This is a genomic window from Burkholderia sp. IMCC1007, assembly GCF_027257875.1.
GTDB lineage: Bacteria > Pseudomonadota > Gammaproteobacteria > Burkholderiales > Burkholderiaceae > Burkholderia.
This window is the reverse complement of the sequence record NZ_JAPVQY010000015.1, coordinates 1-25,712: the sequence shown is the minus strand read 5'-3', so window position 1 is coordinate 25,712 and position 25,712 is coordinate 1. Positions and strand designations below refer to the sequence as shown.

21 protein-coding genes are annotated in these 25,712 nt (G+C 66.2%); 17 read left to right on the top strand and 4 right to left on the bottom strand.

What is annotated here, in order from left to right:
* Positions 1-15: 15 nt before the first annotated feature.
* From O1Q03_RS15780 to map, 3 genes are read right to left on the bottom strand one after another with little or no spacing between them, the layout of a single operon-like run.
* On the bottom strand, positions 16-1,899 hold the full coding sequence (locus O1Q03_RS15780) for a pseudouridine synthase (RefSeq protein WP_269504593.1): 1,884 nt from the start codon (positions 1,897-1,899) through the stop codon (positions 16-18).
* A 16-nt stretch (positions 1,900-1,915) separates the two neighbouring features.
* The gene (locus O1Q03_RS15775) at positions 1,916-4,492 is read right to left on the bottom strand and encodes a [protein-PII] uridylyltransferase (RefSeq protein WP_269504592.1); all 2,577 of its coding nucleotides are present in this window, start codon (positions 4,490-4,492) and stop codon (positions 1,916-1,918) included.
* Positions 4,493-4,538: 46 nt separating this feature from the next.
* Entirely contained in the window at positions 4,539-5,354 is an 816-nt protein-coding gene (gene map, locus O1Q03_RS15770; RefSeq protein ID WP_126362171.1) for a type I methionyl aminopeptidase, read from the bottom strand.
* A gap of 390 nt (positions 5,355-5,744) precedes the next feature.
* Between map and rpsB the strand changes: the two genes are divergently transcribed.
* The 16 genes from rpsB (at position 5,745) to O1Q03_RS15690 (ending at position 21,781) form a co-directional block, all read left to right on the top strand.
* Positions 5,745-6,485, top strand: coding sequence for a 30S ribosomal protein S2 (rpsB, locus tag O1Q03_RS15765; RefSeq protein WP_006483818.1), 741 nt, complete (start codon positions 5,745-5,747; stop codon positions 6,483-6,485).
* 162 nt (positions 6,486-6,647) lie between these two features.
* Complete coding sequence (gene tsf, locus O1Q03_RS15760; protein WP_269504591.1) at positions 6,648-7,529, top strand: translation elongation factor Ts; 882 nt, start codon at positions 6,648-6,650, stop codon at positions 7,527-7,529.
* Positions 7,530-7,796: 267 nt separating this feature from the next.
* Entirely contained in the window at positions 7,797-8,510 is a 714-nt protein-coding gene (gene pyrH / locus O1Q03_RS15755) for a UMP kinase (protein WP_011885142.1), read from the top strand.
* 102 nt (positions 8,511-8,612) lie between these two features.
* The gene (gene frr, locus O1Q03_RS15750; RefSeq protein WP_269504589.1) at positions 8,613-9,173 is read left to right on the top strand and encodes a ribosome recycling factor; all 561 of its coding nucleotides are present in this window, start codon (positions 8,613-8,615) and stop codon (positions 9,171-9,173) included.
* Positions 9,174-9,220: 47 nt separating this feature from the next.
* Entirely contained in the window at positions 9,221-10,003 is a 783-nt protein-coding gene (uppS, locus tag O1Q03_RS15745; RefSeq protein ID WP_269504588.1) for a polyprenyl diphosphate synthase, read from the top strand.
* The gene (locus O1Q03_RS15740) at positions 9,997-10,818 is read left to right on the top strand and encodes a phosphatidate cytidylyltransferase (protein ID WP_269504587.1); all 822 of its coding nucleotides are present in this window, start codon (positions 9,997-9,999) and stop codon (positions 10,816-10,818) included. The genes uppS and O1Q03_RS15740 overlap by 7 nt, the downstream gene beginning before the upstream one ends.
* Positions 10,819-10,833: 15 nt before the next feature.
* Positions 10,834-12,030, top strand: a complete 1,197-nt coding sequence (locus O1Q03_RS15735; RefSeq protein ID WP_269504586.1) for a 1-deoxy-D-xylulose-5-phosphate reductoisomerase — start codon at positions 10,834-10,836, stop codon at positions 12,028-12,030.
* A gap of 11 nt (positions 12,031-12,041) precedes the next feature.
* Positions 12,042-13,412: an RIP metalloprotease RseP gene (gene rseP, locus O1Q03_RS15730; RefSeq protein WP_269504585.1), complete on the top strand. Its 1,371-nt coding sequence runs from the start codon at positions 12,042-12,044 to the stop codon at positions 13,410-13,412.
* A gap of 64 nt (positions 13,413-13,476) precedes the next feature.
* On the top strand, positions 13,477-15,783 hold the full coding sequence (bamA, locus tag O1Q03_RS15725) for an outer membrane protein assembly factor BamA (protein WP_269504584.1): 2,307 nt from the start codon (positions 13,477-13,479) through the stop codon (positions 15,781-15,783).
* A gap of 65 nt (positions 15,784-15,848) precedes the next feature.
* Positions 15,849-16,346: an OmpH family outer membrane protein gene (locus O1Q03_RS15720; protein ID WP_269504583.1), complete on the top strand. Its 498-nt coding sequence runs from the start codon at positions 15,849-15,851 to the stop codon at positions 16,344-16,346.
* Between the two features lie 16 nt (positions 16,347-16,362).
* On the top strand, positions 16,363-17,442 hold the full coding sequence (gene lpxD / locus O1Q03_RS15715) for a UDP-3-O-(3-hydroxymyristoyl)glucosamine N-acyltransferase (RefSeq protein WP_269504581.1): 1,080 nt from the start codon (positions 16,363-16,365) through the stop codon (positions 17,440-17,442).
* A gap of 129 nt (positions 17,443-17,571) precedes the next feature.
* Positions 17,572-18,039 (top strand): 3-hydroxyacyl-ACP dehydratase FabZ, encoded by a 468-nt coding sequence (gene fabZ, locus O1Q03_RS15710; RefSeq protein WP_006402657.1) that lies wholly within the window; start codon positions 17,572-17,574, stop codon positions 18,037-18,039.
* A gap of 67 nt (positions 18,040-18,106) precedes the next feature.
* Entirely contained in the window at positions 18,107-18,895 is a 789-nt protein-coding gene (gene lpxA / locus O1Q03_RS15705) for an acyl-ACP--UDP-N-acetylglucosamine O-acyltransferase (protein WP_269504579.1), read from the top strand.
* Between the two features lie 3 nt (positions 18,896-18,898).
* A complete protein-coding gene (gene lpxB / locus O1Q03_RS15700; RefSeq protein ID WP_269504578.1) occupies positions 18,899-20,068 on the top strand; it encodes a lipid-A-disaccharide synthase in 1,170 nt (389 codons plus the stop codon).
* Entirely contained in the window at positions 20,065-20,721 is a 657-nt protein-coding gene (rnhB, locus tag O1Q03_RS15695; RefSeq protein ID WP_269504577.1) for a ribonuclease HII, read from the top strand. The genes lpxB and rnhB overlap by 4 nt, the downstream gene beginning before the upstream one ends.
* 277 nt (positions 20,722-20,998) lie before the next feature.
* A complete protein-coding gene (locus tag O1Q03_RS15690; RefSeq protein WP_269504576.1) occupies positions 20,999-21,781 on the top strand; it encodes a TrmH family RNA methyltransferase in 783 nt (260 codons plus the stop codon).
* A 111-nt stretch (positions 21,782-21,892) separates the two neighbouring features.
* On the opposite strand, the gene ppsR is transcribed toward O1Q03_RS15690, so the two are convergent.
* Positions 21,893-22,708, bottom strand: coding sequence for a posphoenolpyruvate synthetase regulatory kinase/phosphorylase PpsR (ppsR, locus tag O1Q03_RS15685; RefSeq protein WP_269504574.1), 816 nt, complete (start codon positions 22,706-22,708; stop codon positions 21,893-21,895).
* Positions 22,709-23,083: 375 nt separating this feature from the next.
* On the opposite strand from ppsR, the gene ppsA reads away from it, so the two are divergent.
* Entirely contained in the window at positions 23,084-25,483 is a 2,400-nt protein-coding gene (gene ppsA / locus O1Q03_RS15680) for a phosphoenolpyruvate synthase (RefSeq protein WP_269504573.1), read from the top strand.
* Positions 25,484-25,712 lie beyond the last annotated feature (229 nt).

The window sequence follows — 25,712 nt, the reverse complement described above, 5'->3', positions numbered from 1 at the left end:
CTCGCCGTCAGAACGTCAGAACGACTCGTCGGGCGACAGATAGCGCCATTGCCCCTGCGGCAGCGCGCCCAGCATCACGCGGCCCATGCGCACGCGCTTCAGGCCGATCACTTCGAGGCCGACCAGTTCGCACATGCGGCGAATCTGGCGCTTCTTGCCTTCGCGCAGCACGAAGCGCAGCTGCTCGCCGTTCTGCCAGCTCACCATCGCCGGCTTCAGCGGGACGCCGTCGAGCTCGAGGCCGTGGCGCAGCTTCGCGAGAGACTCCGCCGGGAAGTGCTGATCGATGTCGATGAGGCGCTCGCCGAAGCGCACGCGCACCAGGTATTCCTTGTCGATGTCCGACTGCTCGCCGATCAGTTGCTTGGCGATCCGGCCGTTCTGCGTCAGCACCAGCATGCCGGTCGAATCGATGTCGAGGCGGCCGGCCGGCGCGAGCGCGTGCAGGTGCTGCGGCGAGAAGCGTATCTGCGAGCGGTCGCCGCTCCACTGGTTCGCGCGCGTGATCAGCACGGAGGCGGGCTCATAGCCGTCTTCCGCCTGACCGGACACATAACCGACCGGCTTGTGCAGCAGGATCGTCACTTGCGCGGCCTGCGCGGCGCTGGCGCGCTCGTCGATCTCGATCTTCTGGTCGGGGCGGACCTTGGTGCCGAGCGTGTCGATGCGTTCGCCGTCGACGAGCACCCAGCCTTTCTCGATCCACTCGTCGGCTTCGCGGCGCGAGCACAGGCCGAGCTCGGACATGCGCTTCGACAGCCGCATCAGGCCCGTTTCGTCGCCGTGATCGATGTCGGCCGCACGGTGCTTCACGGGCTGCGCGGTTTTCAGCGGCGCGCCGCTCGAGCGGCGCTCGGTGCTGCTGCGTTCGCCGTCGCGCGCGGGACGGGGCGGACGATCGGACGGCGTGCGGCGCTCGCCGAAGCTGCGCTTCGCGCCTTCACCGGCTGCCTTGTCGCGGTAGGGCGCACGTGCGCCGCCTTCGGCACCGGCGCGGCGCGGCCGGGCATCGTCGTCGCTGCGACGCGCGGGGCGATCGGACGATGAACCGCGTTCGCCGAAGCTACGCTTCTCGCCGTAGCCGGCGGCTGCCTTGTCGCGGTAGGGTGCGCGTGCGGCGCCTTCGGCGCCTGCACGGCGCGGCCGCGTATCGTCGTCGCTGCGACGTGCGGGACGATCGGACGACGCGCCGCGTTCGCCGAAGCTGCGCTTTTCACCGAAGCTGCGCTTCGCGCCTTCGCCGGCTGCCTTGTCACGGTAGGGCGCGCGTGCACCGCCTTCGGCGCCTGCACGGCGCGGCCGCGTATCGTCGTCGCTGCGACGTGCGGGGCGATCGGACGACGCGCCGCGTTCGCCGAAGCTACGCTTCGCACCTTCGCCAGCTGCCTTGTCGCGATACGGCGCGCGTGCGCCGCCTTCGGCGTCTGCACGGCGCGGCCGCGTATCGTCGTCGCTGCGACGTGCGGGGCGATCGGACGACGCGCCGCGCTCGCCGAAGCTGCGCTTTTCGCCGAAGCTGCGCTTCGCACCGTCGCCAGCTGCCTTGTCGCGATACGGCGCGCGTGCGCCGCCTTCGGCGCTGCGATACGGACGGGCATCGCCGCGTTCGCCGCGGCCACCCGGCTTCGCATCGCTGCGATAGCCGCGTTCCGCACCGCCGTCACGCGGTGCCCGCTTCGCTGGCGCGCGTTCCGCATCCGGGCGTTCCGTGCCGCGCGGCTTGAATGCGCGTTCGCCGGCGGCAGCCGGCGCGGACGCCTTCTTCGGGCGCGGCGGCTTGTCCGCCGCGGGCGGGGCGGCGGGGCGTACGGCCTTGCGGGCGACGAGGCTGCCGGAGCGGACAGGGGCGCGGGTCGGCGACGCCGGCTTCGGGTTCTTGACGGTTAATTTGGTGCGCATAAACGCTGGGATTCATTCAGACTGCGATCGCGCGCAGCAATTCGGTTTCGAGCTGGATCTGCAGGCGGTTGTCGGACAGGCCGGCACCGTGGAGCAGGAAGATGTCCTCGACGCGTTCGCCGAGCGTATTGATCCGCGCCGCGTGGACGCCGACCTGATGCTCGGCCAGCACGCGCGCGATCGAATAGAGGAGGCCCGGCCGGTCGTTGGCGGACACGGACAGGATGTAGTACTGGCCGCGCTCGTCGGCCCGGAGGTCGACGCGCGGCGTAATCGGAAACGTCCGGGACAGCCGCGACAGGCGGCCCTTGGACGGCTCCGGCAGCGACGCGGATTCGGCGAGCCGCGTCGCGAGTTGCTGTTCGACGAGATTCGCGATGTCGCGGTAGCGCACGTCGCGTTCGGTCTGCGTGACGATGAAGTTGTCGAGCGCATAACCGTGCCGCGTCGTGCTCACGCGCGCATCGAGCACCGACAGCCCGTTGCGGTCGAAATACGCGCAGATGCCCGCGAACAGGTCGGGGCGGTCCTTCACGTACACGAGCACCTGCAGCGCGTCGCCGATCGGCGACGGCCGCGCGCGCACGATCGCCGTCTCGGCGTTCACGTGGCGGTACAGCACGCGCGTCTGCCACGCGATGTCGGCCGCGTCGTGACGCAGGAAGAAGCCGACGTCGAGCTGATCCCACAGCGCGCGGTGCGCGTCGTCGGGCACGGTCTCGAGGCGCAGCAGCGCGAGCGCCTGCTCCTGGCGCGACTTCAGTTCCGAATGCGCGTCGGGGTTGGCGCCGCCGAGCACCGCGAGCGTGATCCGGTACAGATCCTCGAGCAGCTTGCCCTTCCACGCGTTCCACACCTTCGGGCTCGTGCCGCGGATGTCGGCGACGGTCAGCAGGTACAGCGCGGTAAGCCGGCGCTCGGTGCCGACGAGTTCGGCGAAGCGCTTGACCACTTCCGGATCGCTCGTGTCCTGCTTCTGCGCGACCTGGCTCATCGTCAGGTGATGCTGGACGAGCCACACGATCAGCGCCGCATCGTCGCCGGCGATGTCGTGCTCGCGGCAGAAGCGCCGCGCGTCGGCCATCCCGAGCGTCGAATGATCGCCGCCGCGGCCTTTCGCGATGTCGTGGAACAGCGCAGCCACATACAGCACCCACGGACGCTCGAAATTGCCGATCAGCTGGCTGCAGAACGGGTACTCGTGCGCGTGCTCCGCCACCGCGAAGCGGCGCAGGTTGCGCAGCACCATCAGGATGTGCTGGTCGACCGTGTACACGTGGTACAGGTCGTGCTGCATCTGGCCGACGATGCGGCGGAAATTCAGCAGGTAGCGGCCCAGCACGCTCGTCTGGTTCATCAGCCGGAACGCATGCGTGATGCCTTCGGGCTGCTGCAGGATCTGCATGAACGTGCGGCGGTTCTGCGGATCGCGCCGCCACGTGTTGTTCATGATTTCGCGCGAGTTGTACAGCGCGCGCAGCGTGCGGGCGGACAGGCCCTTCACGCCGCGGGTCGTTTCATACAGCAGGAACGCTTCGAGGATCGCGTCCGGATGGCGCTCGAACACGCCGTCGTCGACGATCTCGAGCATGCCCTGCTTCTCGACGAAGCGGTCGGGTGACAGCACGCGCGTGATGCCGCTCGTCGCGGGGAACAGCTGCGCCTCGATGTTCTGGATCAGGATCGTCGCGAGCTGCGTGACGGCCTTCGCGGCCCAGTAGTAGCGGCGCATCAGCTGCTCGCTCGCGCGCTTGGCCTGCGTCGGCTGGAAGCCGAAGCTCTCGGCGGCCTGCGTCTGCAGGTCGAACACCAGCATGTCCTGGCGGCGGCCGGCGATCACGTGCAGCCGCGCGCGCAGCGTCTTCAGGAAACCTTCGTTGCGGCGCAGCTCGCGCGCTTCGCGATCGGTGATGAGGCCGCGCGTGTCGAGTTCGCGCCAGCTGCTGCCGAAGCCGGCCGCGCGCGCGATCCACAGGATCGTCTGCAGGTCGCGCAGCCCGCCGGGGCTTTCCTTCACGTTCGGTTCGAGGCTGTACGGCGTGTCCTGGCACTTCGCGTGGCGCTGGCGCATCTCGAGCACCTTCGCGGTGAAGAACGCGCGCGCGTCGAGCGCTTCGTGGTAGCTCACGGTGAAGCGTTCGAACAGCGCGGTGCTGCCGACGATGCGGCGCGCTTCCAGCAGCGAAGTCTGCACGGTGACGTCCTGCGACGCCTCCTCGATGCACTGGGCGACGGTACGCACGCTGCTGCCGATCTCGAGACCGAGATCCCATGCCATGCCGATGAAGCGCTCGATCCGCGCGTCGAGCGCGGGATCGTGCGCGTCGGGCAGCAGCACGAGGATGTCGACGTCGGAATGCGGAGCCAGCTCCGCGCGCCCGTAGCCGCCGACGGCGACGAGCGCGAGCGTCGCGGGCAGCCCGCAGTCGTCCCACACGCGCCTGAGCGCGTCGTCGGTGAGTTTCGACAGCGCGTGCATCAGCGACGCGACGTTCGTCGCGCTGCGAAAGCGCTCGAGCATCTCCGTCTTGGCGGCCTTGAATTCGGCGCGCCGCGACAGCGCTTCGGGCGAGGGGGCGGCGTGAGCACTCATGGGCGGCCGTTCAGATGCGGGGTGGGGCGGGCTGGCGCGACGGCGCTCAGACGGCGGCGGCCGGTTGCGCGAACACGGGGCGCGCCGGCGTACCGGCCGACACGGTCAGCACTTCGTAGCCGGTTTCGGTGACGAGCACCGTGTGCTCCCACTGCGCGGACAGGCTGCGGTCGCGCGTCTTCACCGTCCACTGGTCGGGCATCGTGCGGATGTCGCGCTTGCCGGCGTTGATCATCGGCTCGATCGTGAAGATCATCCCGGCCTTCAGCTCGATGCCGGTGCCCGGGCGGCCGTAGTGGACGACCTGCGGATCCTCGTGGAACACCGTGCCGATGCCGTGGCCGCAGTATTCGCGCACGACGCTGTAGCCCTGTGCTTCCGCGTGCTTCTGGATCGCGTAGCCGATGTCGCCGAGGTGTGCACCCGGCTTGACCTGGTCGATGCCGAGCCACATGCACTCGTAGGTGGTCTGCACGAGGCGCTTCGCGAGGATCGAGCCCTCGCCGACGATGAACATCCGGCTGGTGTCGCCGAAGTAGCCGTTCTTGATCACGGTGATGTCAATGTTCAGCGCGTCGCCGTTCTTGATCACCTTCTCGCCCGGGATGCCGTGGCAGATCACGTCGTTGACCGAAATGCAGGTGGCCTTCGGGTACGGCGGATAGCCGGGCGGCTGGTAGTTCAGCGGCGCGGGGATCGTGCCCTGCTCGTTGAGCATGTATTCGTGACAGAGCCGGTCGAGCTCGGCGGTCGTGACGCCCGCGACGACGTGCGGGGTGATGAAGTCGAGCACTTCGCTCGCGAGACGGCAGGCGACGCGCATCTCGGCGATATCGTGTTCGTTTTTGAGCGTAATAGCCATCGAGGTATGCCTGGAATGCGGTGAATTGATGGATTATCGCACCTTATGGCGGCCCTCGCAGCCCTTGCTGGCGGTGCGGATGCGGGTTTTCGCGGATTGTCCGGCCCGCTGCCGCACGGCAAGCGAAAGTGGCGGGCGACTTGAGAGCCGACAAATCGGCGTGCTATACTCTCTGGCTAAGTCGACATCCAAATGCCGAACTTGCCTGAGGTGTGCCGCGGGCAGGGCGGCAGTGGCGATGAAAGGCTTGCGGCACGCGCATTTTCGCACGTGCCGAATCGCAAGCCGGCGCAACCAGGGTGCCGGCCGCGCGGAACGAAGAGCCTTCCGGGCACGTTCGCGCGGCGGTACGGCAGCCGGCTTAAGACCCAACCCTCGTGGAGAATTTAAATGGCAGTTACGATGCGCCAAATGCTGGAAGCGGGTGTCCACTTCGGTCACCAGACGCGCTTCTGGAACCCGAAGATGGCTCCGTTCATTTTCGGTCACCGCAACAAGATTCATATCATCAACCTCGAAAAGACGCTGCCGATGTTCACGGACGCACAGAAGTACGTGCGTCAGCTGGCGGCTAACCGCGGCACGATCCTGTTCGTCGGCACGAAGCGCCAGTCGCGTGACACGATCGCCCAGGAAGCGCAACGTGCGGGCATGCCGTACGTCAACGCACGCTGGCTCGGCGGCATGATGACCAACTTCAAGACGCTGAAGGTGTCGATCAAGCGCCTGAAGGACATGGAAGCGGCAGTCGAGGCAGGCGAGCTCGAGAAGATGAGCAAGAAGGAAGCGCTGCTGTTCGAACGCGAAATCGCCAAGCTGCAGAAGTCGATCGGCGGCGTGAAGGACATGGGCGGCATTCCGGACGCGATCTTCGTCGTCGACGTCGGCTACCACAAGATTGCCGTCACGGAAGCGAACAAGCTGGGCGTGCCGGTCATCGCCGTGGTCGACACGAACCACTCGCCGGAAGGTGTGGATTACGTGATCCCGGGCAACGACGACTCGAGCAAGGCAGTCGCGCTGTACGCAGAAGGCGTGGCCGACGCGATCCTGGAAGGCCGTGCGAACGCGGTCAACGAAGTGGTCCAGGCAGCGCGTGGCGACGACGAGTACGTCGAGGAAAACGCGTAACTGGCCCCGAGCCGGCGCAAAAAGGGGGCTCTCAACAGGCCCCCTTTTTTTAAGCTTGTGCGCCGGACCTGATCGCGCCGAATCGGCGCGGGTCCGGAAACGAATCTCGGCCGTTCGCGTCCAAGCGGGCGGCGTTGTGAATACAGACTCAAGGAGCGAATGATGGCGGCAATTACCGCAAGCATGGTGGCAGAACTGCGCGCAAAGACCGACGCACCGATGATGGAGTGCAAGAAGGCGCTGACGGAAGCCGACGGCGATCTGGCCAAGGCTGAAGAGCTGCTGCGCGTCAAGCTCGGCAACAAGGCAAGCAAGGCGGCATCGCGCGTGACGGCCGAAGGCGTCGTCGCATCGTTCGTCGGCGGCAACGCGGGCGCGCTGGTCGAGCTGAACTGCGAAACCGACTTCGTCGCGAAGAACGACGACTTCCTCGCATTCTCGAAGACGGTTGCAGAGCTCGTCGCGACGCAAAACCCGGCCGACGTGGCTGCGCTGTCGGCGCTGCCGCTGGAAGGCTCGACGGTCGACGCAGTGCGTCTGGCGCTGATCGGCAAGATCGGCGAGAACGTGTCGATCCGCCGTTTCGTCCGTTTCGAAACCGCGAACAAGATCGCAACGTACCTGCACGGCGCGCGTATCGGCGTGATCGTCGAGTACACGGGCGCGGACGAACAGGTCGGCAAGGACGTCGCGATGCACATCGCCGCGATGAAGCCGGTCGCGCTGTCGGCGGCCGACGTGCCGGCGGAACTGATCGACACGGAACGCCGCGTCGCCGAGCAGAAGGCTGCCGAATCGGGCAAGCCGGCTGAAATCGTCGCGAAGATGGTCGAAGGCAGCGTGCAGAAGTACCTGAAGGAAGTGTCGCTGCTGAACCAGACGTTCGTTAAGAACGACAAGCAGACGATCGAGCAGATGCTGAAGGCAGCGAATGCAGCCGTGCAGAAGTTCGCGCTGTTCGTCGTCGGCGAAGGCATCGAGAAGCGCCAGGACGACTTCGCCGCCGAAGTGGCCGCGCAAGTCGCAGCAGCAAAGCAGCAGTAAGCATCAGGTAGTATCCGCGGCGGGCGTCCGCTCCGCCGCGGCCGGCGGCGGGGGCCGCCCCGCCGGGGGCCCCCGCCCCGCCGCGGGGGGGGGGGCGCAACACCCGATTATCTTTTCGGTTTAGTGCGGGGGGGGGGGTCCGCCGCCCCGGCCCCGGCGGCGCCGCCGGCCGGCCGGGAAACCCGGTCCGACCGGCGGCGCTTGCCCGAATCAGTATTTCGCCCCTACAGTTCGTGGTTGTCATCCTCTCGTCGCTCGGAAGCCCCTATGTCCAATGCCTATAAACGCGTCCTCCTCAAACTCTCCGGCGAAGCGCTGATGGGCGACGATGCCTTCGGCATCAATCGCGCGACGATCGAGCGGATGGTGGCGGATATCGCCGAAGTCGTGGGTCTCGGCACGCAGCTCGCTGTCGTGATCGGCGGCGGTAACATTTTCCGCGGTGTCGCGGGCGGTGCGGCGGGCATGGACCGCGCAACGGCCGACTACATGGGGATGCTGGCGACGATGATGAACGCGCTGGCGCTGCAGGACGCGATGCGCCACGCCGGTATCGTCGCGCGTGTGCAGTCCGCGCTGCGCATGGACCAGGTCGTCGAGCCGTATATCCGGCCCCGCGCGATCCGCCAGCTCGAGGAAGGCAAGGTCGTGATCTTCGCGGCCGGCACGGGCAACCCGTTCTTCACGACGGACACGGCCGCCGCGCTGCGCGGTTCGGAAGTGGGCGCCGAGGTCGTACTGAAGGCGACCAAGGTCGATGGCGTATATTCTGCCGATCCGAAGAAGGATCCGTCGGCCACGCGCTACACGACGATCAGCTTCGACGAGGCGATCAGCCGCAATCTGCAGGTGATGGACGCGACGGCCTTCGCGCTGTGCCGCGACCAGAAGCTGCCGATTCGCGTGTTTTCGATCAACAAGCCGGGCGCGCTCAAGCGCATCGTGCTGGGCGAGGACGAAGGTACGCTCGTCCACGTGTAAACTCCCGCGGATGCGGGCAAGCGGCGTGGGTCGCCGGCCGCGGTGCGAAGCGCGCCGGGCGGGGCCCGCGTTCTTTGAAGGTTTGAAGGTTCGGAGGTTGAAATGAGTGTCGCTGATGTCAAGAAGGGCGTAGAGCAGAAGATGCAGCGCTCGATCGAAGCGTTCAAGAACGATCTGGCGAAGATCCGTACGGGCCGTGCGCATACCGGTCTGCTCGATCACGTGCAGGTCGACTACTACGGGTCGATGGTGCCGATCTCGCAGGTCGCGAACCTGACGCTCGTCGACGCGCGCACGATCGGCGTGCAGCCGTGGGAAAAGAACATGGTCGCGAAGGTCGAGAAGGCCATCCGCGAAGCCGATCTCGGCCTGAATCCGGCCACGGCCGGCGACCTGATCCGCGTGCCGATGCCCGCGCTGACGGAAGAGCGCCGCCGCGAGCTGACCAAGGTGGTCAAGAGCGAAGGCGAAACGGCCAAGGTCGCGATCCGCAACCTGCGCCGCGATGCGAACGAAGCGCTCAAGAAGCTCGTGAAGGACAAGGAAATCTCGGAAGACGACGAGCGCCGTGCGAACGACGACGTGCAGAAGCTGACGGACAAGCACGTCGCCGAAGTCGACAAGCTCGTGCAGACCAAGGAAGCCGAGATCATGACGGTCTGACGACCGTCCTCGCGCGCCGCCTTCTTCCCGCAACTGTCTCAACGGCCATGACTTATACCAGCTCTACCGTTCGCGTGCCTGACGTCGGCGCCGTGCCGCGTCACATCGCGATCATCATGGACGGCAACGGCCGTTGGGCAACCGAACGCCGCTTGCCGCGCGTCGCGGGCCACACCCGCGGCGTGGACGCCGTGCGGTCGGTGGTCGAAGGCTGCGCGCGCGCCGGCGTCGAATACCTGACGCTGTTCGCGTTCAGTTCGGAAAACTGGCGGCGTCCGAACGAGGAAGTGTCGTTCCTGATGCGGCTGTTCATCACCGCGCTGGAGCGCGAAGTCGGCAAGCTGCACGCAAACGGGATCCGTCTGCGTGTCGTGGGCGACCTCGACCGCTTCGAGCCGCGCATCCGCGACCTGATCCGCCGCGCGGAAACCAAGACGGCGCGCAACACCCGCCTCACCCTGACGATCGCCGCGAACTACGGCGGCCGCTGGGACATCCTGCAGGCGACGAAGAAACTCATCGAGCAATCGGTGCGCGAGGGACGCGAGGTCGACGTGACCGAAGACGCGTTCGCGCCGCACCTGGCGATGGCCTACGCGCCGGAGCCCGATCTCTTCATCCGTACCGGCGGCGAACAGCGCGTCAGCAATTTCCTGCTGTGGCAGCTCGCGTACGCCGAATTCTATTTCACCGACAAATACTGGCCGGACTTCGACGGCGCGGCGCTGGCCGACGCGATCGCATCGTATACCGAGCGCGAGCGCCGTTTCGGGCGCACCAGCGCGCAACTCGAACCGAACTCGCAGAACGCCGACTCCCTTTCATGCTGAAAACCCGTGTGATCACGGCGATCGTGATGCTGGCAGTGCTGCTGCCGGTGACGCTGTTCGCGCCGCTCACGGCGTTCGGCGCGCTGATCGGCGTCGTGCTCGTGTTCGCCGCGTGGGAATGGGCGCGCCTGCTGAAGCTGGGCGGCGCCGGTTCCGTCGTCTACGCAGTCGTCGCGGCGCTGGCGCTCGCGGCGACCCTGCCGCTCGGCCGCGATGCGGCTTCATCCCGCCCCCTTTTCATGGCGGCCGGGGTGTTCTGGCTGCTGGTCGGCCCGTTCGCGCTGCGGCGCAAGCCGACGCTCGCTTCCGGCATATGGCGGCCGTTCCTGCTCGCGGCCGGACTGGTGGTCTTCGCGGCCTGCTGGCACGCGCTCGTCGCGGCGCGTGCGCAGGGCGTTCCGTTCGTGTTGTCGCTGCTTCTGGTCGTCTGGCTGGCCGATATCGGCGCATACTTCGCGGGCAAGGCCTTCGGAAAGCGTAAACTGGCGATCACGATCAGTCCCGGCAAGAGCTGGGAAGGCGCGATCGGCGGCTGGCTTGCCGTGATGGTCGTGGCCGGCGTCGCGATGGGCGCGCACTGGTTCGAGCCGACCCTGTTTTCCGCATTTGCCGCACGCTACCGGATGCTCGGCGCGTGGGCCGCGCTGACGCTGCTGGTCGTCTACAGCGTGGTCGGCGACCTGTTCGAGTCGCTGCTCAAGCGTCAGGCGGGCGTGAAGGATTCGAGCGGACTGCTGCCCGGTCACGGCGGCGTGCTCGACCGCGTCGACGCGCTGCTGCCGGTGCTGCCGCTCGCGATGCTGCTGCTTGGTTAAACCACTATTTCTGTTATGCAAAAACGTCTGACACTGCTCGGTTCCACGGGCTCGATCGGAGACAGCACGCTCGACGTGGTCGCCCGCCATCCCGAGCGTTTCTCGGTCTACGCGTTGACCGCGCACCGCAACGGCGACAAGCTCGTCGAGCAGTGCCTGCGCTTCGCACCCGAAGTCGCGGTGGTCGGCGATGCGGCGACGGCCGCGCACGTCGACGCGCAACTGCGTGCGGCGGGCAGCAAGACGACGGTGCTGTACGGGCCGCAGGCGCTCGTCGACGTGTCGAAGAGCGACGGTTGCGATACGGTCGTCGCGGCGATCGTCGGCGCGGCCGGCCTCGCGCCGAGCCTCGCGGCCGCGCGCGCCGGCAAGCGTATCCTGCTCGCCAACAAGGAATCGCTCGTGATGTCGGGCGGGATCTTCATGGACGCGGTGCGCGACCATGGCGCGATCCTGCTGCCGGTCGACAGCGAACACAACGCGATCTTCCAGTGCATGCCGCGCGACGCGAACGAGCACGGCGGGATCTCGAAGATCATCCTGACCGCGTCGGGCGGCCCGTTCCGCACGCGCGAGCCGGCCACGCTCGTCGATGTGACGCCGGACGAAGCCTGCAAGCATCCGAACTGGGTGATGGGTCGCAAGATCTCGGTCGATTCCGCGACGATGATGAACAAGGGCCTCGAAGTGATCGAGGCGCACTGGATCTTCGGCCTGCCGGGCGACCGGATCGACGTGCTGATCCATCCGCAAAGCGTGATCCATTCGCTGGTGTCGTACCGCGACGGCTCGGTGCTCGCGCAGCTCGGCAATCCCGACATGCGTACGCCGATCGCGCACGCGCTCGCGTTCCCCGAGCGCGTCGACGCCGGCGTCGAGCAGCTCGACCTCGCGCAGATCGCGCAGCTGTCGTTCGAGCAGCCCGACTACACGCGTTTCCCGTGCCTCGCGCTCGCGCTGAAGGCGCTCGAGGAGGGCGGCATCGCGAGCGCGGCGCTGAACGCGGCGAACGAAGTGGCGGTCGAAGCATTTCTCGAGCGCCGGATCGGCTTCATGGCGATCGCGGCGACGGTCGACGCCGTGCTCAACGCGCTGCCGAACCGCAACCCGAACGGGCTCGATGACGTCCTTGCGGCGGATGCCGATGCACGCCGCCTCGCCGCCGACATCATTGCCAAAGCGCCTGCGCCTCGCGTGGAGCGTACTGTCTGAATGAGGTGCTCATGAACGTGCTGGTCGAACTGATCGCGTTTGCGGTGGCGATCGGGGTGCTGGTCGTCGTGCATGAGTACGGACATTATCGCGTCGCGCGCTGGTGCGGCGTGAAGGTGCTGCGTTTCTCGATCGGTTTCGGCCAGCCCGTCGCCCGTTGGGTCAGCCGCAAGACCGGCACCGAATGGACGCTCTCCGCATTGCCGCTCGGCGGTTACGTGAAGATGCTGGACGAGCGCGAGCCGGGGCCGGACATCAAGCCCGAGGAGCTCGGCCAGGCGTTCAACCGGCAATCGGTGTTCAAGCGCATCGCGATCGTCGCCGCAGGCCCCATCGCGAACTTCCTGCTGGCAATCCTGCTGTTTTCCGCCGTATTCGCAACCGGCGTGACCGAGCCGGTCGCGGTGCTCGCACCGCCGGCCGCCGGCACGGTCGCCGCGCGCGCGGGTTTCGACGGCGGCGAGACGATCGTATCGATCCGCGACGAGCACGGCGGCGAGTCCGAGCCCGTGCGGTCGTGGTCGGACTTGCGCTGGAAGCTGCTGTCCGCCGCATTCGATCATCGCGAGATCGTGCTCGGTGGACGCGACGACGGCTCGACGTTCGACTTCCGCGTCGATCTGCGCAACGTTCCCGAAAGCGAGCTCGACGACGATTTCATGTCGCGCCTGGGCTTCGAGACCGGTGGCGGCGCGCTGTCGGTGGCGTCCGTGCAGCCCGGCAGCGCGGCCGAGCAGGCGGGCCTGAAGGCCGGCGACAAGCTGCTCGCGCTCGACGGTACGCCCATCGGCGGCGCATCGCGCTTCATCGACACGGTGAAGCACCATGCGGGCAAGGCGCTCGAGCTGCGGATCGAGCGGGGCGGCGCCACGCGGGCCGTGTCGATCGTGCCGCAGGCGCAGCGCGACGACGACACGGGGCAGGCGGTCGGCCGCATCGGGGCGGCGCTGTCGATGCACACGCCGTCGGTCGACGTGCGCTACGGGCCGATCGAGAGCCTGCGGCTCGGCGCGCGCCGCACGTGGGACATCTCCGTTTATTCGCTGAAGATGTTCGGGCGGATGATCACGGGCAATGCGTCGCTGAAGAACCTGTCCGGCCCGGTGACGATTGCCGACTACGCGGGCAAGAGCGCGCGACTCGGTCCGTCGGCCTTCCTGTCGTTCCTCGCCCTTGTCAGCATTAGCCTCGGCGTATTGAACTTGCTGCCGATTCCCGTTTTGGACGGGGGGCATCTGTTATATTATCTGGTTGAAGCCGCGACCGGGAAAGCGATCTCGGAGCGCTGGCAGCTGATTCTGCAAAGAGCCGGGTTGATCTGCATCGTCGCGTTATCGGCGATCGCGCTGTTCAACGACCTGGCTCGGTTAATCCATTTCTGAAGCGTCAGGCGGCGGCCGCTGGGCAGCCGCCTGATTTGATGCAGCTAAATATTGGGGATGCACGTTGTTCAAACCTCATCGCTTTGTACCTAAGACAGTTGCAGCGGCCGCGCTCGCCGCTCACGGCCTCGCGGCACATGCAGCGGCACCGTTCGTGGTGCAAGACATCAAGATCGAGGGGTTGCAGCGCGTCGAAGCGGGCTCGGTGTTCGCCTACCTGCCGATCAAGCAGGGCGATACCTTCACCGACGACAAGGCATCCGAAGCAATTCGCGCACTGTACGCGACGGGTTTTTTCAACGACGTGCGCATCGCCACGCAAGGCAACGTCGTGATCGTGCAGGTGCAGGAGCGTCCGGCCATCGCGTCGATCGACTTCACCGGCACGAAGGAATTCGACAAGGACAACCTGACGAAGGCGCTGCGCGCGGTCGGCCTGGCCGACGGTCGTTATTACGACAAGGCGCTGGTCGACAAGGCCGAACAGGAGCTCAAGCGTCAGTACCTGACGCGCGGCTTCTACGCGGCCGAGGTCAAGACGACGGTCACGCCGGTCGACGCGAATCGCGTGTCGATCCTGTTCGCGGTCGCCGAAGGCCCGAGCGCGAAGATCCGCCAGATCAACTTCATCGGCAACAAGGCGTTCAGCACCAGTACGCTGCGCGACGAAATGCAGCTGTCGACGCCGAACTGGTTTTCCTGGTACACGAAGAACGACCTGTACTCGAAGGAAAAGCTCACGGGCGACCTCGAGGCCGTGCGCTCGTACTACCTGAACCGCGGCTATCTCGAGTTCAACATCGACTCGACCCAGGTGTCGATCTCGCCCGACAAGAAGGACATGTACCTGACGGTCACGCTGCACGAAGGCCAGCCGTACACCGTGTCGGGCATCAAGCTGTCGGGCAACCTGCTCGATCGCGAAGCCGAGCTGAACAAGCTGATCAAGATCAAGCCGGGCGATCGCTTCTCGGCCGAAAAGCTGCAGCAGACCACCAAGTCGATCGTCGACAAGCTGGGCGAATACGGTTACGCATTCGCGACCGTCAACGCACAGCCGGACATCGACCAGGCGAACCACAAGGTGAACCTGAACCTCGTCGTCGACCCGAGCCGCCGCGTGTACGTGCGCCGCATCAACGTCGTCGGCAACACGCGTACGCGTGACGAAGTGGTGCGTCGCGAAATGCGCCAGCTCGAAAGCTCGTGGTTCGATTCGAACCGCCTCGCGCTGTCGAAGGACCGCGTGAACCGTCTCGGCTACTTCACGAACGTCGACGTGACGACGGTGCCGGTCGAAGGCACGAACGACCAGGTCGACGTGAACGTGAAGGTCGACGAAAAGCCGACCGGCGCGATCACGCTGGGCGCAGGCTTCTCGTCGACGGACAAGGTCGTGCTGTCGGCGGGCGTGTCGCAGGACAACGTGTTCGGTTCGGGCACGAGCCTGTCGGTGAACGTCAACACCGCGCGCAGCTACCGCACGCTGACCGTCACGCAGGTCGATCCGTACTTCACGGTCGACGGCATCAAGCGGATCACGGACGTCTACTACCGCACGTACCAGCCGCTCTACTATTCGACGAGCTCGAGCTTCCGGATCATCAGCGCGGGCGGCAACCTGAAGTTCGGCATTCCGTTCTCGGAAGTCGACACTGTCTACTTCGGCGCAGGCTTCGAGCAGAACCGTCTCGACATCGATTCGAACACGCCGCAGAGCTACCAGGACTACGTGAACGAGTTCGGCCGCGTGTCGAACACGGTGCCGCTGACGGTCGCATGGTCGCGCGATGCGCGTGACAGCGCGCTGATTCCGAGCCGCGGCTACTTCACGCAGGCGAACATGGAGTACGGCGTGCCGGTCGGCAAGATCCAGTACTACAAGGCCGACCTGCAGGCGCAGTACTACTATTCGTTCTCGCGCGGCTTCATCCTGGGCCTGAACCTGCAAGGCGGCTACGGTAACGGTATCGGCAACCCGTACCCGATCTTCAAGAACTACTACGCGGGCGGTATCGGCTCCGTGCGCGGCTACGAGCCGAGCTCGCTGGGCCCGCGCGACACGAAGACGAACGACCCGATCGGCGGTTCGAAGATGCTGGTCGGCAACATCGAACTGACGTTCCCGCTGCCGGGCACGGGTTACGACCGCACGCTGCGCGTGTTCACGTTCCTCGACGGCGGTAACGTGTGGGGCAACGCGCCGGGCGGCACGAGTACGGGTGCGAACGGCCTGCGTTACGGCTACGGTGTCGGTCTGGCGTGGATCTCGCCGATCGGCCCGCTCAAGCTGAGCCTCGGTTTCCCGCTGCAGAAGCACGAAGGCGACCAGTACCAGAAATTCCAGTTCCAGATCGGGACGGCGTTCTGACCGAACGCATGACAACAAGCATCGAGAGGGTAATTTTGCTAACCGGTAAGTTTTCGAAACGAGTGATGTGTGCGCTGACCGTTGCGCTGGCCTTGGGCGCGGCGACGGCACACGCTCAGGACGTCGCCCGCATCGCGGCGGTCAATTCGGATCGGATCCTGCGCGAGTCCGCGCCCGCCAAGGCGGCGCAGACGAAGCTCGAAGCCGAGTTCGCGAAACGTGACAAGGATCTGCAGGACATGGCGGCCCGCCTGAAGTCGATGTCCGATTCGCTGGACAAGAACGGCGCGTCGCTGTCGTCGGCCGATCGCGCGCAGAAGCAGCGCGATCTCGCGCAGCTCGATACCGACTTCCAGCGCAAGCAGCGCGAGTTTCGCGAAGACCTGAACCAGCGCCGCAACGAGGAACTCGCTGCCGTGCTGGAGCGTGCGAACCGGGTCATCAAGCAGATCGCCGAGCAGCAGAATTACGACCTGATCGTGCAGGAAGCCGTGTACGTCAGCCCGCGCATCGACATCACCGACAAGGTGCTCAAGGCGCTCGCGTCCGGCTCGACGAACTGAACGGAGCAGACGACGAATGGCATTGACGCTCGAGGAACTCGTAAAGCGGTTCGGCGGCGAGATCGCCGGCGACGCCCAGTGCAAGGTGAGCGGCCTCGCGCCGCTCGACCAGGCAGGCCCTCAGCAACTCGCGTTTCTCGCGAATCCGAAGTACCTGTCGCAGGTCGAGACGACCCGCGCCGGCGCGGTGCTGATCGCGCCGAAGGATCTGGAAAAGCTGGGTGCGGCCGCGACGGGTCGCAATTTCATCGTGACGCCGAATCCGTACGCGTACTTCGCACGCGTCGCGCAGATGTTCATCGATCTCGCCACGCCGCCGCGCGCGGCCGGCGTGCATCCGAGCGCAACGATCGATCCGGCTGCGAAGGTCGCCGCGAGCGCGGTCATCGGCCCGCACGTGACGGTCGAAGCCGGCGCGGTGATCGAGGACGGCGTGCAGCTCGACGCGAACGTATTCGTCGGCCGCGGCACGACGATCGGCGCGGATTCGCACCTGTATCCGAACGCATCGGTGTACCACGGTTGCAAGATCGGCCCGCGCGCGATCATCCACTCGGGCGCCGTGATCGGCTCCGACGGCTTCGGCTTCGCGCCGGATTTCGTCGGCGAAGGCGACGCGCGCACCGGCAGCTGGGTCAAGATCCCGCAGGTCGGCGGCGTGACGATCGGCCCGGACGTCGAGATCGGCGCGAACACGACGATCGATCGCGGCGCGATGGCGGACACCGTCATCGAGGAATGCGTGAAGATCGACAATCAGGTCCAGATCGGCCACAACTGCCGGATCGGCGCGTATACGGTGATCGCCGGCAGCGCGGGCATCGCGGGCAGCACGACGATCGGCCGCCACTGCATGATCGGCGGCGCGGCGGGCATCGCCGGCCACGTGACGCTCGGCGACTATGTCATCATCACCGCGAAGTCGGGCGTGTCGAAGTCGCTGCCGAAGGCCGGCATCTATACCAGCGCGTTTCCCGCCGTCGACCACGGCGAATGGAACAAGAGCGCCGCGCTCGTGCGCAATCTCGACAAGCTGCGCGACCGCATCAAGGCGCTTGAGACCGCGCTTGCCGCCCAGGGCGGCACGGACGCCTGACCTCATCATGCGAGACCACGAACCGGGCACGGCCAGCGCATCCGGCCCGGTTTGCCAGACTGGGCCGCGTGGCGGCCCGCTTCAGCCTTTGCATCACCACCGCGCAGCACCTGCGTGAGACGAACCATCATGAGCACCGAAAAAATCAATCTCGACATCCACAAGATCCTCACGCTGCTGCCGCACCGCTATCCGATTCTGCTCGTCGACCGCGTGCTCGAACTCGAACCGCACAAAGGGATCAAAGCGCTGAAGAACGTGTCGATCAACGAGCCGTTCTTCCAGGGGCATTTCCCGAAGCGGCCCGTGATGCCGGGCGTGCTGATCCTCGAGGCGCTCGCTCAGGCCGCCGCGCTGCTGACGTTCTCGGAAGAGCAGCCGAAGGATCCGGAAAACACGCTGTACTACTTCGTCGGGATCGACGGTGCGCGCTTCAAGCGCGTGGTCGAGCCGGGCGACCAGCTGATTCTGAACGTGACGTTCGAGCGCTACATCCGCGGCATCTGGAAGTTCAAGGCGGTGGCGGAAGTCGACGGCAAGGTGGCGGCAGAAGCCGAACTGATGTGCACGGTCAAGACGGCCGACGCGGCGCCTTGAGCGACGCGGCACGCATGGGTAACGCAACGCGAGCAACGCGACACATCACATCGAGAGGCAACGGCGCATGACCAGGATTCATCCCACCGCGATTGTCGAACCGGGCGCGCAGATCGACGAGTCCGTCGAGATCGGGCCGTACGCGATCGTCGGGCCGCACGTCACGATCGGCGCGCGTACGACGATCGGGTCGCACAGCGTGATCGAAGGTCACACGACGCTCGGCGAGGACAACCGCATCGGCCATTACGCGTCGGTCGGCGGCCGTCCACAGGACATGAAGTACAAGGACGAGCCGACCAGGCTCGTGATCGGCAACCGCAACACGATCCGCGAATTCACGACGATCCACACGGGCACCGTGCAGGACGTCGGCGTGACGACGCTCGGCGACGACAACTGGATCATGGCCTACGTGCACATCGGCCATGACTGCCGCGTCGGCAACAACGTGATCCTGTCGAGCAACGCGCAGATGGCCGGTCACGTCGAAATCGGCGACTTCGCGATCGTCGGCGGGATGTCGGGCGTGCACCAGTTCGTGCGGATCGGCGCGCACTCGATGCTGGGCGGCGCATCGGCGCTCGTGCAGGACGTGCCGCCGTTCGTGATCGCGGCCGGCAACAAGGCCGAACCGCACGGCATCAACGTCGAGGGCCTGCGCCGGCGCGGTTTCGCGCCCGACGCGATCTCCGCGCTGCGCAGCGCATATCGCTTGCTGTACAAGAGCGGCCTGTCGCTCGAGGAAGCGAAGGTGCAGTTGCGCGAACTGGCGACGGCAGGCGGCGAAGGCGACGCGGCAGTCGGCGCGTTCGTCGAGTTCATCGACGCGTCGCAGCGCGGCATCATCCGCTAAGCGATGTCGCTCCCGACCAATCAGATCCGGCTCGCGATGGTGGCCGGCGAGCCGTCGGGCGACCTGCTCGGGGCTTCGCTGCTCGGCGGCCTTCACGAGCGTCTGCCCGCGTCGACCCAGTATTACGGGATCGGCGGGCAGCGGATGCTCGCGCATGGCTTCGACTCGCACTGGCAGATGGACAAGCTCACCGTGCGCGGCTACGTCGAGGCACTGGGCCAGATCCCCGAGATCCTGCGGATTCGCGGCGAACTGAAGCGCCAGCTGCTCGCGGAGCGGCCGCACGCGTTCATCGGCGTCGATGCACCCGACTTCAACTTCAGCGTCGAACAGGCAGTGCGCGACGCGGGCATTCCGTCGATTCATTTCGTGTGCCCGTCGATCTGGGCATGGCGCGGCGGCCGGATCAAGAAGATCGCGAAGTCCGTCGATCACATGCTGTGCCTGTTCCCGTTCGAACCGGCGCTGCTCGACAAGGCGGGCGTCGCGTCGACCTACGTCGGCCATCCGCTGGCCGACGAGATTCCGCTCGAGCCCGACACGCACGGCGCCCGCATCGCGCTCGGGCTGCCGGCCGACGGCCCCGTGATCGCGGTGCTGCCGGGCAGCCGGCGCTCGGAGATCGGGCTGATCGGCCCGACGTTCTTCGCGGCGATGGCGCTGATGCAGCAGCGCGAGCCCGGCGTGCGGTTCGTGATGCCGGCGGCGACGCCCGCGTTGCGCGAGTTGCTGCAGCCGCTCGTCGACGCGCATCCGCAACTCGCGCTGACGATCACCGACGGCCGCTCGCAGCTCGCGATGACGGCTGCCGACGCGATCCTCGTGAAGAGCGGCACCGTCACGCTGGAAGCCGCGTTGCTGAAGAAGCCGATGGTGATCTCGTACAAGGTGCCCTGGCTGACCGGGCAGATCATGCGGCGGCAGGGCTATCTGCCGTATGTCGGCTTGCCGAACATCCTGGCGGGGCGCTTCGTCGTGCCCGAGCTGCTGCAGCATTTCGCGACGCCCGAGGCGCTCGCCGATGCGACGCTCACGCAGCTGCGCGACGATGCGAACCGCCGTACGCTGACCGAAGTCTTTACCGAAATGCATTTGACGCTGCGGCAGAACACGGCCGCGAAGGCCGCCGAAGCGGTCGTACGCGTGCTCGAGCAACGCAAGGGGCGCGCATGACGACGGTCCGTATCTCACGCCGCGGCGCACCGACCGACGTGCAGGCCGGGTTCGACTTCAGCCGCCCCGACGAGATCGTGTGCGGCGTCGACGAAGCCGGCCGCGGCCCGCTCGCGGGGCCGGTGGTCGCCGCCGCGGTGATTCTCGATCCCGCGCAGCCGATCGACGGGCTCGACGATTCGAAGGCGTTGTCCGCGAAGAAGCGCGACGCGCTGTACGAACTGATCGTCTCGCGGTCTCGCGCGTATTGCGTCGCGTCGGCGAGCGTCGACGAAATCGACACGCTCAACATCCTGCACGCGACGATGCTCGCGATGAAGCGGGCCGTCGAGGGGCTGTCGGTGCTGCCGACGCTCGCGCAGATCGACGGCAACCGCTGTCCGACGCTGAAGGTGCGTGCCGAGGCGATCGTCAGCGGCGACGCGCTCGTGCCGAGCATCTCGGCCGCGTCGATCCTCGCGAAGGTCTCGCGCGACCGGATGCTCGTCGAACTGCACGAACGCTTCCCGGTATACGGCTTCAACGTGCACGCCGGGTACAGCACCGAGAAACACCTTGCCGCGCTGCGCAAACACGGCCCGTGCGAAGCGCATCGGCGCTCGTTCGCACCCGTGCGCGAGGCGTTCGACCTGATGGCCAATTCCCGCGGATAAAGGGCTTGCGCCGGCCGCGACAAGGGCCGGGCGCAACGAATTGGACGCGGCGGATGCCCGGCGTATTCGCAACGCGGCTGACGCCGCGACCGGCCTTTCTGGCGGCCAGGCCCCGGGAAAGGGGTTTTTTAGTTTCGGCAATGTGCGTTGCCGGCCGCAGTGCGGCGTCGTGCGTCGCTTGTTTGGCTGGCTCGGCGCAAACTGCACGCGTTGCTTCTTGCACCGCGACCGGCAACGCACGTTCGCAAGCCCGTTTTGAGCGGGAACAGGCCCTCTGATGAAAAGTATTACTTCCCGCGACAACCCGCTGTACAAGCGCCTGAAGGCGCTCGCGGGGTCGACGTCCCAGCAGCGCCGCGCCGGCCACGCGCTGCTCGAAGGGTTCCACCTCGCGAGCGCGTATCTCGATACGGGCGCCACGCCCGAGCTGTGCGTCGCGACCGAAGGCGCGCTCGATCACGCCGAAGCGCAGGCGATCATCGCGCGCATCGACGCGCAGCGCGTGGTCACGCTGCCCGATGCGCTGTTCGGGCAGCTGTCGAACGTGGTCAGCGGCGTCGGCTTCCTGTTGCTCGTCGAGCGGCCCGCGCAGCCGTTGCCCGAGCGCGTGACGCACACGTCGGTCGTGCTCGACGGCGTGCAGGACGCCGGCAACGTCGGGTCGATCCTGCGCAGTGCGGCGGCGGCCGGCGTGCGGCACGTGTTCTGCGCGCCGGGCACCGCGTATGCGTGGTCGTCGAAGGTGCTGCGCTCGGGGATGGGTGCGCATTTCCTGCTGTCGATTCACGAGGACGTCGCGCCGGACGCGCTCGCCGCGCGGCTCGACGTGCCGGTCGCGCTGACCGATTCGCACGGCGCGCAGGCGATCTACGATTGCGACCTGGCCGGGCCGGTCGCATGGGTGTTCGGCAACGAGGGCGCGGGCGTGTCGGCGTTCTGGCGCGACGCGGCCACGCATCGCGTGACGATTCCGCAGCCCGGCGGCATGGAGTCGCTGAACGTCGCGGCGGCGGCGGCGGTATGCCTGTTCGAGCAGGTGCGACAGCAACGGCACGGATGACGACGTGCCGTGCGGCATGCCCGCGGGCATGCCGCAACAAGCAAGAAGGCCGCGTTGGACGCGGCCTTCTTGTTTTCCATGGCGGCCTGCGGGCCGCCGGCGGGCAGGCGATCAGTACGACTGTCGGTCGAGACGGATTTCCTGCAGGATCGTCGTCGCGATCTCCTCGATCGACTTGTGCGTCGACGACAGCCACTTGATCCCTTCACGGCGCATCATCGCCTCGGCCTCGTTGATCTCGTAGCGGCAGTTCTCGGGGGCCGCGTACTTGCTGCCCGGGCGGCGCTCGTTGCGGATCTCCGACAGGCGCTGCGGATCGATCGACAGCCCGAACAGCTTGTCGCTGTACGGCGACAGCGCCGACGGCAGCTTGCCGCGCTCGAAGTCTTCCGGAATCAGCGGGTAGTTGGCCGCCTTCACGCCGTACTGCATCGCGAGATACAGGCTCGTCGGCGTCTTGCCGCTGCGCGACACGCCGACCAGGATCACGTCGGCTTCCGACAGGTTGCGGTTCGACTGGCCGTCGTCGTGCGCGAGCGAAAAGTTGATCGCCTCGATCCGCGTCTTGTACTCCTCGGTATCGGCGTTCTGGTGGCCGCGGCCCATCGCATGGCTCGACTTCAGTTCCAGTTCCTGCTCGAGCGGCTCGACGAAGCGCTGGAACATGTCGAGCACGAGCGCGTTCGAGCGCTTGACGATGTCGTTCGACTCGCTGTCGACGAGCGTCGTGAACACGATCGCGCGACGGCCGTCGTGCACGGCCGCTTCGTTGATCTTCTCGACGGTCGCATAGGCTTTCTCGAGCGAGTCGACGAACGGCACGCGCACGAGACGGAATTTCTGGTCGAACTGGGAGAGGATCGAGTGCGCGAAGGTTTCGGCAGTGATCCCGGTGCCGTCGGAGACGATGAAAACGGTAGGCAGCATGAATCTGGGCGTCGAGCGTGAAGGGCAGTTGCGCGGACGGCTGGAGGATCGCCTCCAGACGCAGTGACAAGGTCGCGCCACATCCGGCAGCCGGCACGGTAGAATAGCGGCAACCTGTTGGATAAGCAATTGCGGGGCGGGGCGCGAACGGCGGCCCGTAGCTGGGCCGCACGATTCCGGAATTCCCGGCAAGTCTGGCGATTTGTCTGCAAATATCGCCCTTCTGCCGGGATTTTTGCAAATCGGGTCGGAAGATTTCCGCCGCTGCGAGTGTTTATCTAACAGGTTGCGCAAGACGCGCCGCGCCTTTTTGCAAGCGCCCGCGTCCGAGCCCACTTGCGCAATCGAGCATTTTTTTCACACTTAGGGGCTTGTATGACTAACGCAGCAAACGTCGCAAAGGACCAGGCGTATGTAATCCCGTTCGAGCAGTTGCGGATGACCGATGTGGAGATCGTGGGCGGCAAGAATGCGTCGCTCGGCGAGATGATCAGCCAGCTTTCCGAGGCAGGCGTTCGCGTACCCACCGGTTTCGCCACGACCGCGCTCGCTTTCCGTGATTTCCTCAAGCACAACGATCTGACCGATCGCATCGCCAAGCGTCTCGAGTCGCTCGACATCGACGACGTGAAGGCGCTCGCCGAAGCCGGTGCCGAAATCCGTAAGTGGATCGTCGACGCACCGATGCAGGCGCGTCTCGAGCAGGAAATCCGCGAGCAGTTCGAAATCCTGAAGAACGGCTCGCCGAGCGAGCTGTCGTTTGCCGTGCGCTCGTCCGCGACCGCGGAAGACCTGCCCGACGCCTCGTTCGCCGGCCAGCAGGAGTCGTATCTGAACGTCGTCGGCATCGACGACGTGCTCGACCGCATGAAGCACGTGTTCGCGTCGCTGTATAACGATCGCGCGATCTCGTACCGCGTGCACAAAGGCTTCACGCACGCGGAAGTCGCGCTGTCGGCCGGTGTGCAGCGCATGGTGCGCTCGGACGTCGGCGCGGCCGGCGTGATGTTCACGATCGATACCGAATCGGGCTTCAAGGACGCCGTGTTCATCACGTCGAGCTACGGCCTGGGCGAAACCGTCGTGCAGGGCGCGGTGAACCCGGACGAGTTCTATGTGTTCAAGACGACGCTCGCGCAGGACAAGTACCCGATCATCCGCCGCTCGATCGGCTCGAAGCTGATCAAGATGGAATTCACGCAGCCGGGCGAGCCGGGCCGCGTGAAGACGGTCGACGTGCCGCACGAGCAGCGCAACCGCTACTCGATCACCGACGAAGACGTGATCGAGCTCGCGAAGTACGCGGTCATCATCGAGAAGCACTACCAGCGTCCGATGGACATCGAGTGGGGCAAGGACGGTCGCGACGGCAAGATCTTCATCCTGCAGGCGCGTCCGGAAACGGTGAAGAGCCAGGCGAGCGGCAAGGCCGAGCAGCGCTTCAAGCTGAAGGGCCAGTCGCAGGTGCTGGCGACGGGGCGCGCGATCGGTCAGAAGATCGGCGCGGGCCCCGTGCGCGTGATCCAGGATCCGTCCGAAATGGAACGCGTGCAGCCGGGCGACGTGCTGGTGGCCGACATGACCGACCCGAACTGGGAGCCGGTGATGAAGCGGGCGTCGGCGATCGTCACGAACCGTGGCGGCCGGACCTGCCACGCGGCGATCATCGCGCGTGAGCTCGGCGTGCCGGCAGTCGTCGGCTGCGGCGACGCGACCGACATCCTCAAGGACGGCGCGCTCGTCACCGTGTCGTGCGCGGAAGGCGACGAAGGCAAGATCTACGACGGGCTGCTCGAGACGGAAGTCACGGAAGTGCAGCGCGGCGAACTGCCGGAAATCCCGGTCAAGATCATGATGAACGTCGGCAACCCGCAGCTCGCGTTCGACTTCTCGCAACTGCCGAACGGTGGTGTTGGCCTCGCGCGTCTCGAGTTCATCATCAACAACAACATCGGCGTGCACCCGAAGGCGATCCTCGAGTATCCGAATATCGACCAGGATCTGAAGAAGGCCGTCGAGAGCGTTGCGCGCGGTCACGCGTCGCCGCGCCAGTTCTACGTCGACAAGCTGACGGAAGGCGTCGCGACGATCGCGGCGGCGTTCTATCCGAAACCCGTGATCGTGCGTCTGTCCGACTTCAAGTCGAACGAGTACAAGAAGCTGATCGGCGGTTCGCGTTACGAGCCGGACGAAGAAAACCCGATGCTGGGCTTCCGCGGCGCGTCGCGCTACATCGCCGACGACTTCGCGCAGGCGTTCGAGATGGAATGCCGTGCACTGAAGCGCGTGCGTGACGAGATGGGCCTGACCAACGTCGAGATCATGGTGCCGTTCGTGCGGACCGTGAAGCAGGCGGAGCGTGTCGTCGGCCTGCTCGCGAAGTTCGGTCTGAAGCGCGGCGAGAACGGCCTGCGCCTCGTGATGATGTGCGAAGTGCCGACCAACGCGATCCTCGCCGAAGAGTTCCTGGAACACTTCGACGGTTTCTCGATCGGTTCGAACGACCTCACGCAGCTCACGCTCGGCCTCGACCGCGACTCGGGCATGGAACTGCTGGCTGCCGACTTCGACGAACGCGATCCGGCCGTCAAGTTCCTGTTGAAGCGCGCGATCGACACCTGCCGCAAGATGGGCAAGTACGTCGGGATCTGCGGTCAGGGCCCGTCCGATCACCCGGACTTCGCTGAATGGCTGACCGACGAAGGCATCGTGTCGATCTCGCTGAACCCCGACACGATCATCGATACGTGGCAGGCGCTGGCCAACCGGAAGTAACACCCGGTCATGCCGGTTCGACGAAGCGCGGTGCTGCCGCGCTTTCGTTGAAGGCAAAATGCAAGGTTCGTGCTATAAACACCCCGGTAAGCACCGGGGTGTTTTTTTTGTGCGCCCAGCATGGGCGCACTCTAGTGGGTGCAAGTCCCACCGCAAGTTGATCACAGCGAGCGAAGCGAAGCGCAACTGCATGAGGGCGACCGAGTGTGGGGAGGAAGCGTGGAGCGAA

Excerpts from the sequence above, each read along its gene's own strand:
- map (WP_126362171.1), bottom strand. The coding sequence starts at position 5,354 with ATGGCTATTACGCTCAAAAACGAACACGATATCGCCGAGATGCGCGTC.
- O1Q03_RS15740 (WP_269504587.1), top strand. The coding sequence starts at position 9,997 with ATGCTGAAAACCCGTGTGATCACGGCGATCGTGATGCTGGCAGTGCTG.
- rseP (WP_269504585.1), top strand. The coding sequence starts at position 12,042 with ATGAACGTGCTGGTCGAACTGATCGCGTTTGCGGTGGCGATCGGGGTG.
- pyrH (WP_011885142.1), top strand. The coding sequence starts at position 7,797 with ATGTCCAATGCCTATAAACGCGTCCTCCTCAAACTCTCCGGCGAAGCG.
- frr (WP_269504589.1), top strand. The coding sequence starts at position 8,613 with ATGAGTGTCGCTGATGTCAAGAAGGGCGTAGAGCAGAAGATGCAGCGC.
- O1Q03_RS15780 (WP_269504593.1), bottom strand. The coding sequence starts at position 1,899 with ATGCGCACCAAATTAACCGTCAAGAACCCGAAGCCGGCGTCGCCGACC.
- O1Q03_RS15775 (WP_269504592.1), bottom strand. The coding sequence starts at position 4,492 with ATGAGTGCTCACGCCGCCCCCTCGCCCGAAGCGCTGTCGCGGCGCGCC.
- fabZ (WP_006402657.1), top strand. The coding sequence starts at position 17,572 with ATGAGCACCGAAAAAATCAATCTCGACATCCACAAGATCCTCACGCTG.
- rpsB (WP_006483818.1), top strand. The coding sequence starts at position 5,745 with ATGGCAGTTACGATGCGCCAAATGCTGGAAGCGGGTGTCCACTTCGGT.
- lpxA (WP_269504579.1), top strand. The coding sequence starts at position 18,107 with ATGACCAGGATTCATCCCACCGCGATTGTCGAACCGGGCGCGCAGATC.
- uppS (WP_269504588.1), top strand. The coding sequence starts at position 9,221 with ATGACTTATACCAGCTCTACCGTTCGCGTGCCTGACGTCGGCGCCGTG.
- O1Q03_RS15735 (WP_269504586.1), top strand. The coding sequence starts at position 10,834 with ATGCAAAAACGTCTGACACTGCTCGGTTCCACGGGCTCGATCGGAGAC.
- O1Q03_RS15690 (WP_269504576.1), top strand. The coding sequence starts at position 20,999 with ATGAAAAGTATTACTTCCCGCGACAACCCGCTGTACAAGCGCCTGAAG.
- lpxB (WP_269504578.1), top strand. The coding sequence starts at position 18,899 with ATGTCGCTCCCGACCAATCAGATCCGGCTCGCGATGGTGGCCGGCGAG.
- rnhB (WP_269504577.1), top strand. The coding sequence starts at position 20,065 with ATGACGACGGTCCGTATCTCACGCCGCGGCGCACCGACCGACGTGCAG.
- tsf (WP_269504591.1), top strand. The coding sequence starts at position 6,648 with ATGGCGGCAATTACCGCAAGCATGGTGGCAGAACTGCGCGCAAAGACC.
- lpxD (WP_269504581.1), top strand. The coding sequence starts at position 16,363 with ATGGCATTGACGCTCGAGGAACTCGTAAAGCGGTTCGGCGGCGAGATC.
- O1Q03_RS15720 (WP_269504583.1), top strand. The coding sequence starts at position 15,849 with ATGTGTGCGCTGACCGTTGCGCTGGCCTTGGGCGCGGCGACGGCACAC.
- ppsA (WP_269504573.1), top strand. The coding sequence starts at position 23,084 with ATGACTAACGCAGCAAACGTCGCAAAGGACCAGGCGTATGTAATCCCG.
- ppsR (WP_269504574.1), bottom strand. The coding sequence starts at position 22,708 with ATGCTGCCTACCGTTTTCATCGTCTCCGACGGCACCGGGATCACTGCC.